At 53.1% G+C, this 13,709-nt stretch carries 8 protein-coding genes and 1 pseudogene; all 9 read right to left on the bottom strand.

The features are described 5' to 3' along the window. Positions 1–172: 172 nt before the first annotated feature. Positions 173–889 (bottom strand): hypothetical protein, encoded by a 717-nt coding sequence (locus tag NATSA_RS14310; RefSeq protein ID WP_210513297.1) that lies wholly within the window; start codon positions 887–889, stop codon positions 173–175. Between the two features lie 382 nt (positions 890–1,271). Continuing rightward, positions 1,272–4,763: a CotH family protein gene (locus NATSA_RS14305; RefSeq protein WP_210513296.1), complete on the bottom strand. Its 3,492-nt coding sequence runs from the start codon at positions 4,761–4,763 to the stop codon at positions 1,272–1,274. Between the two features lie 339 nt (positions 4,764–5,102). Beyond that, a complete protein-coding gene (locus NATSA_RS14300) occupies positions 5,103–8,852 on the bottom strand; it encodes an outer membrane protein assembly factor BamB family protein (RefSeq protein ID WP_246481852.1) in 3,750 nt (1,249 codons plus the stop codon). A gap of 267 nt (positions 8,853–9,119) precedes the next feature. Then, a pseudogene (locus NATSA_RS15870) lies at positions 9,120–9,932 on the bottom strand (GLUG motif-containing protein); the annotation flags it as partial. Positions 9,933–10,559: 627 nt separating this feature from the next. Continuing rightward, positions 10,560–11,525, bottom strand: a complete 966-nt coding sequence (locus NATSA_RS14295; protein ID WP_210513294.1) for a YdcF family protein — start codon at positions 11,523–11,525, stop codon at positions 10,560–10,562. Further along, the gene (locus NATSA_RS14290) at positions 11,512–12,087 is read right to left on the bottom strand and encodes a hypothetical protein (RefSeq protein ID WP_210513293.1); all 576 of its coding nucleotides are present in this window, start codon (positions 12,085–12,087) and stop codon (positions 11,512–11,514) included. Before NATSA_RS14290 ends, NATSA_RS14295 begins: the two co-directional genes overlap by 14 nt. Before the next feature lie 131 nt (positions 12,088–12,218). Next, on the bottom strand, positions 12,219–12,524 hold the full coding sequence (locus NATSA_RS14285) for a nucleotidyltransferase domain-containing protein (RefSeq protein ID WP_210513292.1): 306 nt from the start codon (positions 12,522–12,524) through the stop codon (positions 12,219–12,221). Continuing rightward, positions 12,514–12,918, bottom strand: a complete 405-nt coding sequence (locus NATSA_RS14280; protein WP_210513291.1) for an HI0074 family nucleotidyltransferase substrate-binding subunit — start codon at positions 12,916–12,918, stop codon at positions 12,514–12,516. The genes NATSA_RS14285 and NATSA_RS14280 overlap by 11 nt, the downstream gene beginning before the upstream one ends. A 137-nt stretch (positions 12,919–13,055) precedes the next feature. After that, the gene (locus NATSA_RS14275) at positions 13,056–13,451 is read right to left on the bottom strand and encodes a hypothetical protein (RefSeq protein WP_210513290.1); all 396 of its coding nucleotides are present in this window, start codon (positions 13,449–13,451) and stop codon (positions 13,056–13,058) included. Between the last annotated feature and the right edge of the window lie 258 nt (positions 13,452–13,709).

The raw sequence follows: 13,709 nt of genomic DNA, 5'->3' as shown, positions 1-13,709 counted from the left end.
TCATCTGAGCAACGTATGGGTACATTCACGCTCATTTGTCAAGCATCATTCGTCAAGAGACCATCAAAAAAATCCCGGCACCGCGCAGGGCGATGACGGGATTGCAACAGATCAGGTTCCGGTTTTACCGGAATCCCTTACTCCCTTTCAGACAGGAATCAATCATCCCGTCTTAGTACTGACTGATGGAGGCATTGTTATTGTCGCCGGTCTGCTGGATATCAGCGGTTCCATCGCTGTTGTCCATGAAGATATCGGCGGTGTTTCTGTTTCCGAACTGCCCGATGTCTGCGGTGTTTCCACCGGCACCGAAGGTATCTTCGATATTGGCCACGTTGAGATCGCCTTCCTGCATGATTGAGGCATCGAGCGGACTGCCGTCATTTTCGATCATCGCCTCATTGTCATTGCCGTACTGACTGATCACGGCGCTGGAGGCGGATGTCAGACTCTGCAGGATGGTGGCCTGGTTGTCGTTGCCTTCCTGATAGATGTCGGCTGCATCAGCGCGTCCGCCACCAACAGACTCGACGGTTGCCTCGTTGCGATATCCGTCCTGGACGATCTCGGAGGATTTGACGTTGGACTCTTCCTGAAGGATGCTGGCTTCGTTTTCTCCGCCAGTTTGGGTGATGCTTCCTGAGGTTCGTTCTCCGCCTGTAACTCCTTCCTGCGTAATGAAGGCTTCATTGGAGGAACCGTACTGATCGATGTCGGCTATGCCGCCTGCTCCGTCCTGGTCGACATTAGCCACGTTATAGTCTCCGCTCTGTTCAACGTCTGCATCGTGATCATCTCCCACCTGTTCGATGGAAGCTTCGTTGCTTTGAGCCAGAGTCATCCCTGCTGAGAATAGCAATGCGATGAAAAGTGCACTCAGTTTCTTCATTGTTGGTCACCTTTTTGATTTGTTTCTGATTGACGCTTTGTCTGAATCGTTTGTTCAGACTGGACGAAAACAAACACTTTTCTCAGGCGCGAACAAATTATAATCGCTTAATTTTGTTCACTTTAAGCGATTTTTACATTTTTCCGGCTGTTATGGCGCCATAAATCAACCCCCTGCCGACTCATTTACAACATATAACCTGCCGGTCTGTTTCATTTTGGTCTGATCGCAGCAACTGCCCGACTTTTCCGGCACAATCGATCCGCACAGTTTGCCGCTTCAAAGGAGCCGGCGCACCAGATACCACCGCCGTAGCTTCATCGGCGCTCCCGATACGATCCCCGCAGCTTCACCGGCATACCCCGGGCTGCGCCCACTGCCCCTACTTCACCAGCGTAATCGCGATGGTGTCCTGATGCCCGCCGCCGGCAAGCCGGCACACGTATACGCCGCTGGAAAGCCCCGATGCATCCAGAGTCACCTGATGGCGGCCGGGTTCGTGCTGCCCTTCCGCCAGTGTGGCCACGCGCCGGCCCATAATATCGTACAGTTCCAGTGTGACATCCGCCTGCTCGGGTACGGCGTACTCGATGGTGGTCGACTCGTTGAACGGATTGGGATAATTGCCGAGCAGCGCAAACTCATCGGGGACATCAGCGCCGTTATCGTCGTCATCGCCATTTCCGTTGCCGGGACCGGTCTGCTGAACCGATTCATGCAGCGAGAAATTGTTGAAGCGTACATTCCCGCTGACGCCACGCCGGACATCCTCATCGCCGCGGAACAGAATCCGCACGCGGAACCCGGGATTGTCATCCGCAAATCCGGAATTGCTGCCGGCAGTATCAGCGGGACCGCCGGAATGGTCAAAATGTTCCTCTGCATGGCCGGAGCCACTGCCGTCCGGATCAATTTCCCCGAACGGGATGGTCACCTTCTTCCAGGTTTCGTACATGGTGAAGACGGATGGATCCAGCCCTTCGCTGGTCCAGCCGGTGTCGCCGGGTGCGGTGTTGTACTCAATTTTGATCTGTTCCTGACCGCTTCCGGTCCGCATGGCGGCAAAGGTAAGCACGGGACGATGGATACCGGTGGTCGGCAGCTCCAGTATCAGCGCACTTTCCCGGTCATCCACCAGTGAAGGATTGCGCGCGCGAATCCCGCGAAGGTCCTCCCCGCTGTACCCCAGTTCGTCCATGACCGTGCTGTCCAGATTGACCGGGGACGGATCATTGACCCTGTCCAGAATACCTGCTGTAACACCTGGTTCGGGCGGATAGGGATCGATGGCCGGCTGATAACGGATGGCGGGTTTATTTTCCGATGCATTTTCCGCTGCATTATCGTCCACATAAGCCGGCTCCAGCACCTTCAGCGGCGTGTTGTTCGGAAGATCATCCGTAAACAGCCAGTAATACACCAGCTCCTTTTCTTCCCTGACTTCCGCCCGTGTGAAATGAGCGGTACAGGAGATTTCCGGATCTGCGAATACCGAAATCTTTTCCTCATCGGGATTTACACCATCCGGCAGGCCGCCGTCGCACGACCACCGGGAAAACTCGTAGCCATCGTACGCAACGGCCGTGAGCGTGACCGGGACTTTGCTGAAGTAAATGCCCGTCCACGGGTAGGGATCGTCCGGAACGCCGGGTGTGCCCGCTGAACCGCCGCCCCGGATATCGGTCGTATTGACGCGCACAAATCCCCGGGAATCGTCTGATACATCCACGGTCAGCTCCGCTTCGCTGCCGATATCGAAATGATCGCTCATGTGTTGGCGCATGAAAGCCGGACGCCGACGTCCGTACTCCCTCATATCTTCGACCAGCCCGTCCCACCGGTGACGCGACTCGTGGTTCTGCCAGCGCAGGATGTGTTCGTCGATGACGGATGCCAGCGGCGCCCGGAGGCTGTCGACCACTTCGGGAACCCGGTCTTCGGAAAAGGCCGTGTTGAGATGATCGGACAGGCGGTTGATGAACCGGATGTGGAAGTCCTCATTCTCCAGGAGGTTGCGCAGCAGTACGTTGGGCCATTCCTGATCGATTGCCGGACTCTTTTCTGCGGTGACCCATTCGATCATGTCGAAGGTATAGTGTGTGGAGTAGCCGAGCGACCGGTCCACATCAAACAGCAGCCATCGCCAGCGTCCGTCCAGCCCTTTGGGAGCGCCGGGATTGTACGGCTCCCTTGCCCGCCAGAAATCGATGTTGTTATGCGGCCAGTCGTTGTTTCCGTAATAAATTTTGGCGCTGTAGTAATCCAGAAAATTGTCGATGTCCATCATGGTTTTGACCGAGTCGAAGCGGGCGGGGTCGGACAGATCCTCCCGGTCGATATAATCAAACATGTTACTGTAATGGATGTGGTCGCCTTCTTTGACGGTCTGCCGGCCGGTCAGCAGGTCGATGTTGTCGGGATCGGCGCCGTAGACCCGCTCCAGATACCGGCGGTCGTACCGCTCGCGCACATTGTGGATGCCCCAGTACTCCCCGTTGATGAAAACGATCACCGGCCGGTAGGCCTGGGTGTCGACGTTAAAATGGCGGATGAGCGACTGGGCGGCGGCATCCATGAACATGGTGAAACCGAAATCGTTGCCCGAGGCGCGAAGAATGAACCGGTTGAAACTGTCGTCATCCATCTCCCGGAACATGCGGTAGTTGAACCGGCTCTCGTTATATCCTGCACGGGCGTAGAGCCGCAGGCTTTTCTGGGGGAAGCGGCGGGTGTATCCCCCGTGAATGCGGATGCCGATGTCCTGCTCCAGGCCGGGCGAGCCGTCTTTTTCGTAAAGCTCGAAACTGGCCGGATGCTCCCATTCGATGCCGCGTTCGACGTAGTTCCCGGTGCCATAGTCACCATCAACATATTGCGCGCCGGGCACATAGATTCCCTCATCGTAATCGAAGAGATGAGTGCTGTCGGTCGCCAGGGAAACCACGGGCAGGTCATATGCATCGGCGCCTTCGCTGAAGACGAAATAAGTCTGGGTGCGTCCTGTTGGCAGGCTGCCGTCACGGAACGCCTTTGCCCGAACCACATTGGCTTTGCGGACCGGGCCGGCCGGCTCCATCCATCTGCGCGCTCCTTGCGTAATCGGCGTGGTGCGGATGGTGGAAAAGACATCAGGCTGGTCGCTGCGGTCGGTCAGGCGGATCGGCTCCTCGTAACGCGGGGATTCGCGGGTCGGGCGGGAGCCGTCGAGCGTATAGTGGATGGCGGCCCGGGGGTCGGAATGAAAAATTTCGAGATCGACAGGCCCGGAATGGAAGCCGCCGGGCTGGGAAAATTGCGGCGGATCGAGTTTGCCGGACAGCCCCTCGGTGATATTAGCGCTGCCCGGGGTCGGATCGGCGAAAAACACCCAGCCGCCGATGCCATCCGGCTGCCGGCCGATGGAGGTATTGCCGGGAATGACCGTATGAGGAAGGTGATCCACGCGGTTGGTATCGGGATCGGTCAGTACGACCTCATCGCCGTCGGCCGATATGCCGAAACTGGTGTGAAGCTCGCCGGTGGGATTGGCGCGATCCTTTCCGGAAGCCCAGACCAGCAGAAAGTCACCCGGGGGGATGGTGACGTCGGGGAACGTCCAGCGAAACGGCCGGAACCGGTCGTCGGAAAGTCCGTAGCCTTCGAGGCTGACCGGCTCGTCGCCGCGGTTGTAGATCTCCACCCAGTTTTCAAAATCCCCGTCCTCATCGGCGATGACGGTGGCATTGGCGCTCATGACTTCGTTAAGGTGGAGCTGCTGTGCGCCGGCCGGGGAAAACAGGAAAAGCAGAGGCAGGAGCAGGAAAAATGCGGTTTTGATAACCGGTGCGGGATGCAGGGTTGCGGGAATAAAGGCAGTAGAAGCGGAATGATTCATAAATATGAGCTGGCATTGCAGAATAATAGCTTAAACAAGGTACCAATCAGCAGGCAAACATGCGCGATGATATTCGGTTTGCCTGGCGAATACACTTGCAGGCCTGTTCCGGCAGGATCGTGTTTATGAAGGACTCAAACGGTACCATACTTCCCAAATTTGTGATATTTTTAAAGGGAAACAACCACTCAAACTGACCGCCTCAATGAATTTAAACAATCATTGTAGCTCTATTTTCTGCTTGGCGGTTATTCAGCGGAATGCCGCGAATCAAATCATTGGACAACTGCTTATATCACAACTATCCAATGATATGAATACCCTTGTGGTCGTTTGATATTATTTCACCATCGTCATTTTACGGGTCTTGACAAATCCGTCGGCGACGATCCGGTAAAGATACACGCCGGATGCCAAAGCGGTACCGTCAAATTCAGCGGTATGCGCTCCCGGACTCTGCTGTTCGTCAACCAGCACCTGAACCCGCTGGCCGAGCATGTTGTATACTTCCAAACGCACATGGGCCTCCGAGGGCAGCTCGTATTCTATCTGCGTAACCGGATTGAACGGGTTGGGATAGTTTTGTGACAACTTGAATTCGGAGGGTATATCCCGGCGATCACTTTCAGCTTCGGTGGCGGTGGGATCATCCTGATCCGACGCCCACCCGGTCCGACGATTGTTGCCCATATAGGTGCCCCACTGCGGTGCGGATGCCTGCACTGCAACTTCAGCAGTGTCACCGGATTCCGATTTATCACCTGCTGCTGAAGAGTCTCGCGCTTCTGAAATGTCACCTGCTGCAGTAGTGTCACCTGCATCTGAAGTATCCCGCGCTGCTGCATTACCTCCCGCTTCAGCCGTATCTCCGGACTTGTTCCTGCCGGATGTTGCCGACGCCTTCGCCGCAACCTGCCCGCCACGGCCTCCCTCATCATAAAAACCGTACACAAAACCGTCCATGGTTCCTATATAGGTAGTGCCCGATATGTGAAGCACATCGGCCTGAATGCCGCCATCGCCATGAAATGCCCAGGCTTTCTCCCCATCCAGAGTTAGCGCCGTCAGCAGACCCTCATCATTGCCGAAATAGATCCTGCCGTAATCGGAGATGGCCGGGGTAGCCGCTATGGTGCCGCCTGATGGATAACTCCATGCCACGCTGCCGTTCTGTCCGTCAACTTTATAGAGTTGGCCGTCGTCGCAGCCGAAGTAGATATCTCCGGCACCGTCGATCACCGGTGATGTGGTCACACGCTCACAAACGGATTCATCCCAAAGCAGTGCCATGTTTCCGGCCGAACCAAACGAGATTTTCATCAGATTGCCTTCCTGTGTGCCTACGATAATGTTGTCTTCGCTATCAATGGCCGGAGCATGCACCACACCATCCTCGAAGTTCCGTTCCCAGGCAGGCCCGGCATCGTCGGCGTCGCCAATCGCTTCCAGATCAAATCCGTATAGCGTGCCGGCTTCGGTGGGGAAAATTAGCTTCTGATCCCGTGTAATGACCGCCGAAGCACTGATGGGTGCATCCACACGATAGGTCCATCTGTTTTCACCGGTCTGATAATCGTAGGCAAACAGGTTGTTATTGGTCACTCCCACGTAGATGGTACGGTTGCGGGTATCGATGGTCGGGGTAACGGTGGCCGCTCCTCCCAATCCTTTGGTCGACCACAATTCCACTCCGCGGTTGTCAAATCCGTTCAGATTGGGGCCGTTGGTGATGAATACCGAACTGTCGGCCGATACTGACGCTGCGGTCCGGATGGCCTGGGGCACGGTCAGATTAAACCGGTTTTGCAGCTGTCCGTCCACCTCGAAAATACGCGAACCATCCCCCGGCGTGTAACTCACATCGGCAATAAACAGGTTATAATCGGCCGAATCTCCGTATGCGGTGATGCCGGCCTCCACGGCCTCATCCATTTCACGGACAAATGTGCGCACATCTACCCGGAAGTCGGCAGAATCCGAGGCTCCTGCGGCATCGGTAACCGTGAGACGGACCTGATTGGTGCCAACCGGTGCATCGAAGGTGAAATCCGGTTCTCCGGAAAGAAGTTCGGGGTCACCGCCATCGTTACTGCCAAGGAGCAGCTGCCATTGATAGGACAGTTGACTGCCATCGGGATCCAGACTCTCGCCTGCCGATAACGGCACTTCCGTGGTCAGCTCCCGCCGGCCGGTGGTCAGACTGCGGTCTTCGGGATGGTCGATTACCGGAACCGTGTTACTTTTGATATGCAGCGTATCGCGATGGTCGTCAGCACCGCGGTAAATAACATGGCCGGTCGAAGCCGGATCCATAGTCGGTGCAAATGTGATGGAGTCGACAATGGCCTCGTCCGGTGCCAGTGTAAAGCTGCGCAGGCTTGATCCATAGGTGCCGTCGCTGACCGTAACCGATTGCACCGACAGGGTGTCATTTCCCGTATTAGTCAGGGTCACCGCCTCGCGGGTCATCTCACCTACCCGGGTGGATGCAAAGGAAAGGGTGTCGGTATCAAAGGCGAGTTCGCCTATTCCCACGAACCCTGTTATGCGGAGTGAGTCGCGCGTTCCGAGTCCGTCGCTGAATACCATATAACCATCAATATGACCCGGTGAAGAGCCATCCAGCGTTACAACGGCTTCCAACGACTCCCCGGCCGGCAAACCATTGTGGTGTCCTTCGGGTTGAGTATCTGGATCGATGGAGTCCGGCAGCATAATCTGCAAGCGTTCATCGGGCAATGCAATATCAGCAAGGAACAGGCTGTCTGTACCCGAATTTTCGATACTGATGCTGCGTTCTGCGCTGTTGCCGGTCCGAACCGTTCCAAACCCGAGCTGCTCCGGCTCAAACGTAAAGACAGGCCCTCCAACGGTGAACGAAGAAGCCGGACTGGCATGACTGGTGTCTTCTCCGGCTACGGCGTATGCCCGCCAGTAATAAGTCGAACGCCACTTAAGCGGCCCGGGCTCTACAGTGTTGTTTTCGGAAACATCATACTGTACAATGGTTTCCTCAAAAAGTGAATCCTGCGACAATTGGACAAGATAAGTGGTTGCCTCTTCGACAGGCTCCCAGACCAGCTGCGGATACCGGGGCACATTCTGCTGGTCCGGTTCCGGGGAGGTCAGCAAGGGAGTCTGCACACGTATCGTGAACAGCGATGATTGGGAGGATGGTCCTTCGCCTGCGCTGTTTTGTCCGGCCACTTCCCAAAGATATATGTTGGTGTGGGACAGATTGCTGTATGCAAATGTGGTGTCAGATAGAAGCGAGTCGACCACAAGGTTTTCGGGTTCACTTTCATTAGCGTAGATCCTGATGCGGTAGGCTTCGGCGCGGTCGGCTGCGCTCCATTCAAAGCTGACCGGCGGATCGAGCTGAAGGCTGCTGTCGGCCGGTGAAACCAGAACCGGCTCATCCGGAAGATCAATGGTTGTGAACGACCAGGGCTCGCTCCAATCGCTCTTGCCTCCAATATTGCCGCTCCTGACCCGCCAGTAATAGGATGACAAAGGATTGAGTGTGTCGGCCAACCGGACCGATGTTTCCGCAAGGTCGGTCAGCTCTGCTTCCAAAGTGCTGAAGGATGAATCCGCAGACAGTTGAAAATCGTAGTAATCCGCACCATCCGCCCCGGCCCATGAAAAAGCGGGTCGTGCGTTGACATGTCCGGCGCTGTTGGCCGGGTCTTCCAGGGCGACCATGCCCGGCTCTACCACCGTGGTGAACGACCAGGAGTCGCTCCACTCACCCTCGGCGCTTTCGTTGACGGCCCGGACGCGCCAGTGCCATGTGGCCTCAAAATCCAGAGAGTCAGAAACCGTCCATTCGGTCGCGCTGGTCGTCTCATCCAGATGAAGCGTTTCAAAATCTGGACCATCAGAGAGTTGGATGCGATAGGTTTCGGCACGATCGTCGGGGTTCCAGGTGAGTTGCGGGACGCGGGTCAGCCCGGTGCCGGCGCTGTCGGGTGCAGCCAACGTCACCTTGCGGGGTGGCAGCGTCAGCGGCTCCACATCATCCTGCCATTGAAGGGCTGGGTAATCTTCGGTGAGATGCCATGTTTCTTCGAAATCGAAGGCTGGCATTGAGTAGTAGGCAGAAATGTCTTTGATCTGATCGGTAATTAATCCTTTAACACCTACTGTTGGACCTCTACCAATTCCACTCAATGCTCCACTGGCTTCAGTATCCCAATAACTCGATTCAATACTTGCTGCATTAAGACCTGCAAATCCTCCCAGATCTTCATTACCAGAAGGTATCCCAGTACTAAATGAGTTGGTCACTTCCCCATAGTTTCGGTTTTTCCCAAGAAAACCACCAACTTCGTTATTGCCTTTAACATTAGCTTTACTATATGAATAAGTAATATTGCCATTGTCATTTTCACCTACAAATCCACCAACAGATTGCCCTCCAGTCACCTCTCCTTTTGCATATGAATCAGTGATTGTAGCAAAATTATATCCCACTAGCCCGCCAACTCTTTCATTATCACTTGTGACTTCTGTGTCAGCATAAGAATCTTTTATAATCCCATCATTGTGTCGACCCACGAGTCCACCAAATGAGCAAAATCGACCAGCGATGATCTTCCCTGTTGCATAAGAATTTACTACTCTACCGCTATTCCATCCCACAAGGCCACCTCCGTTCCAAGTATTGCTTGTTACATCACTTTCTGCATTTGATGAATTTATAGTACCCGTATTTCGACCTACTAGCCCACCACTATAATTATAACCTGACACATAACCTTGGGCATAACAGTCAGTAATAACACCTTTATTGTAACCAACAAGACCGCCAGTACGCTTGCCGCCTTCAACATATACATTTATAGTTCTGACTCGACTAATTTTAGAATCCAATGTGTATCCAAATAGACCAACATAGTCTTGGTCAGCTCGGTCGATATGGAGACCGGTAATTGCATAACCACCTCCATTATAAGATCCGGAGAACTTAAAAGCTTCATCACCAATTGGTCTAAACCCCTTCCCACCATTCCACTCCTCAGTCTCCGATGCATCAATATCGACAATCTGAATAAAATGTTTATCTGTGTAGTTTTGAATTTCCTGAAGCTGTTCGACCGTTTCGATCTGATACGGATCCTCCTCTGTCCCTGAACCACCTGCGAACGTGCTGTTATTGCCGGACATCCCGTCAGTAGACCCGGCATAAGTTGCTGAGGAGCTGATTATAAATAAGAGGCATACGATAAGGGTGAATGGTATCGACTGTTTCATCTGTTTAAAATTTCTGATTTATAATGTCAGATAAAATGACATGACCGTTTTTAATCATGCTCATGTGTGTCCGGATTTCAGCCGGTCATGATCATTTCATGTGTAAATATCTTTAAAATTTTTCGTCTCAAGTGGTTAATGACTTTTGTAATCATGTGTTTGTATGTCAGGGCGAGAGTACGCTCAAGGGCATCTAAAAATTTGATGGATCTAAAGATGATATTTGTCACAGTGGTATTGCCCTCTTGCTGCTTTCATAATGGCCTTTTGCCCGGCATTACTCATACAAACCGCAGTTATTTACATGATTTATTGCATGTTAATCAATAAACTAAAAAACCGAAAGCCTGGATTCTTTGAGTGTGCATAACACATTCATTCTATATGTTTCATAGATCTGAATCAAAATGCCGTGCCCTTCCCTTATGTTATTTATCGGCATTAATCACAAGATACTTAACCCAGTGTTTTTACGTCTCTCCGCTCTCCCACTGATTCTAGTACTCATATTCCAGGCAGCGTTGCTTTTGTATTAACGGCTCACCTGCACTGCCGGCGGTTCCAGATGTATCCGATATGCTCATTGATTGCGCTCTCCAGCTCGCTGATGTTACTGAATGAGGGCAGCCATTTCGACGGGCGGACAGGATCCTCCGGCTTCTGCTTGCGGATGAATGCCGCGGGTGCCGCAACGGGACGGGCACCCTGCTGTTCGAAGATCATCATGGCGCGGCGCATGTGCATGGCTGATGTGGAGATGATGATGCGCGCGCCGTCGCCGTGCTCGCGTACGAAGGCACGTGCTTCTTCGCAGGTGGATCCCGCTTCCGGCTGGATGAAGATGTGACCGGGGTCCACGCCCAGTGATATCAGCGCATCGCGCGTTGCCTCGGCCTGCGAATATTCACCGTATGCGTAATGGCCGGATGTGATCAGGCGCGCTCCGGGAATCTGCCGGTACACACGAAGTCCCTCGACCAGCCGCTGCACGGAGGCATCCGAAAGCATCTGGGTTGGCTCCAGTCGCTCGTCGGGCGTGTGGCTGGATGCGAGAATGATGATGTGCACCGTGTCCGCCTGCACGGTATCGGGGAGTGAATCCGGGGGCAGATCCGCATCTACCGCGTCTTCCACGGATCCCGCGGGACCGGCCCGCAAATCGCCGGATTGAACTGAATTTTGCATGCCAGACTCATCCGGCCCGGTGTGTAGCAAGCCGAGCTCGTACATCCGTTCGGTTGTCAGCACCGGCCAGGTGTGCTGCAGCCGGTCGATCATGATGCCGGATAAAAACGGAGTGGCATAGACCAGAAAAAGTACGATCCATACGGTGACGGCCTGCCAGGCCCTGCGATGCCATCCAACCAGTATCAGTACGGCTATGATCACCAGCAGGATCAGCAGCTGCGAGGATGGCAGGATCAGTTGCAGGATAAATCGCGCTAAGGATTCCAGCATGGTGCGGTTGGGATGGCTGATTGAGCCACCGGTCTCAATGATTTTCAATCATCAGCGAGGCTCCGTTGCCTGTCTGACGAATATTCAGCGGCACTCCGCCGGCGTTGCCTGTATTAGCAAGTTCGATCGTCAGGTTGGTGCCATCTTGTACGAATACCTGCTCTTGACCGTTATTGGGCAGATCCATCCGTAATTCATTGCCGTGTCCTAACTGTTCGGCATTGTACTGATTGTTATCCCCTTCCATATTCAGAATGAAACGGTTATCATTTCCATGCTGAAGCAGTCCGGCTTCGTTGTTGTTTCCCATGATATTCATCCGGGCCATGTTGCCGATGCCACGCTGGGTCATTGTGGCGGTATTTCCCTGGCCGAACTGATTGATGACAGCCACATTTCCGGCGCCGTCAAAACCGTCAAACGAATCCAGGCTCATCTGGTCTGAGAAGGCAAGCGTAAAATCAGCTGTAAACTCCCTGACGGCTTCATTGTGCTCGAAGTTGGCCTGATCGATGAATACTTCTCCCGGCCCGCCTCTGTCCTGAGCCACAATCTCGCATGTCGCAAATACGACGAATAGCCCTGCCAACAAGTATTTGAAGCGTGCCATAATGTCTGTCTTGTGATTGTGTTTCAGGTTTATGGTTTGATGAATATTTACGGATATATATATAAAACATATTGCTGAGAGGTTCAAGTTAGAATGCATTAATCCTGATGGCCTGTGGATTCGCAAGCCGGTCAGTAAATCCGCTTGCCCTCCTTGCGGATGCGTTCTGCCAGGTCCTGATCGCGCACGGTTTTCAAATCCAGTACGTCGCATTTTACCGGAAGCCAGAGGGATTCAAGATCGTGGCGAATAATCAGAAGATCATCCAGGGTCAGCTGTTCGCCGACCAGCGCAAGGTCAATATCCGAGCCCGGCTGATGCCGGTTGCCGGCCCTGGAGCCGAAAAGAATGGCCTGCTCAACGCGGGGATGCTTGTCAAGCACGGATCGAATACATTCTATATGGTCTTCTTTCAGGCCGAATTCCTCATGTATCATAGTCCGCCAGCGTTTCACGAAGTTGTTTCAACGTTGCCTGATACTCCTTGCGGATTTTTTGGACAATATCTCTGATCATATGCTCATCGTAGACATGAGCCGCAATATTTCTGGCCTGATGCATCCGGATCCAGGCTTCTCCGTCGATGTAATTGTCACGATAGGCTTGCTCAATAACTTGTTTGGGTCCGGCAATCTGCAGATATCCCTGATCGATGAGAAAGTCCTGCAATGTTTTCCAGCCCAGCTCATAGGTATACTCAAATGCCTTCACAAACCCCTGCTCTTCATACTTGTTCATATCCTGCAATTCAAGAAACTCCTCAAGCTGAGCCAGAGCTTTTTGATAGTTTTTAAACCGGTCTTTCCAACGTGGATGTTGCTGCGGATTCATATGGTAATAAATGCCGGATGGTTGATGCGGGATGGAGTACAAACGGATTTGCTTAATACAACCAAGATACCGGTGCCGAGGTGCTTAAGCAAGCGTCAGGAAGAAGGCTGGAAGTGCTCGTCCGAAATCCGGATGCATCAGTTCGAAGCGGCACGCTGGGTAATGTCCGCCCGGTTGTTGTTCCCGGTCTGATGTATGCTTGCTGATCCTGCACCGTAATCGGCATCGATGCCGGCCTGATTATGGTTTCCTTCCTGATGGATGTGAATGGCGGATTTGTTCTGCCCTAAGTCATCGCCGGGGCCCGCCCCTCGGATGATCCCACTGACGGAACTGATTTGGATACCAGCGTCGTTGCCGGTGCCCTCCTGGTGTACTGCAACAGATGAAACTCTCCCGCTCTGCTCAATATGGACACTGTTTTCCTCTCCGTACTGTGCAGCAGAAGCCTGATGCCTGTCTCCAATCTGATCGATTATGGCCTCATTGTTATTTTCACCTGCCATGGCAGACGGGCTGATTGTGAAAATCACAGCAAGTAAAAGTGGTAAAACACTTTCAATTCGAATAAGGGGCTCCACAGTATTTGCTAATCTATAGTGACCGGACATTTTGCTGTACATCATGTATTCATCCTGCTTGTATTATGTAGCCAAATACTGCTGTGATATTTTAAGCTTAAATGATTAGCAATAGAAATCTGGCATACTCTTGACTATTTATATAATAATATTTTAATAATGCAAACCAAATTAAACCGTGAATGATCTGAAACTCCAGTACAAGACTTA

Source organism: Natronogracilivirga saccharolytica, from assembly GCF_017921895.1.
In the GTDB taxonomy this organism is placed as follows: Bacteria; Bacteroidota; Rhodothermia; order Balneolales; family Natronogracilivirgulaceae; genus Natronogracilivirga; species Natronogracilivirga saccharolytica.
Note: the sequence above shows the minus strand (reverse complement) of the source record. Positions and strands in the feature narration are given on the sequence as shown.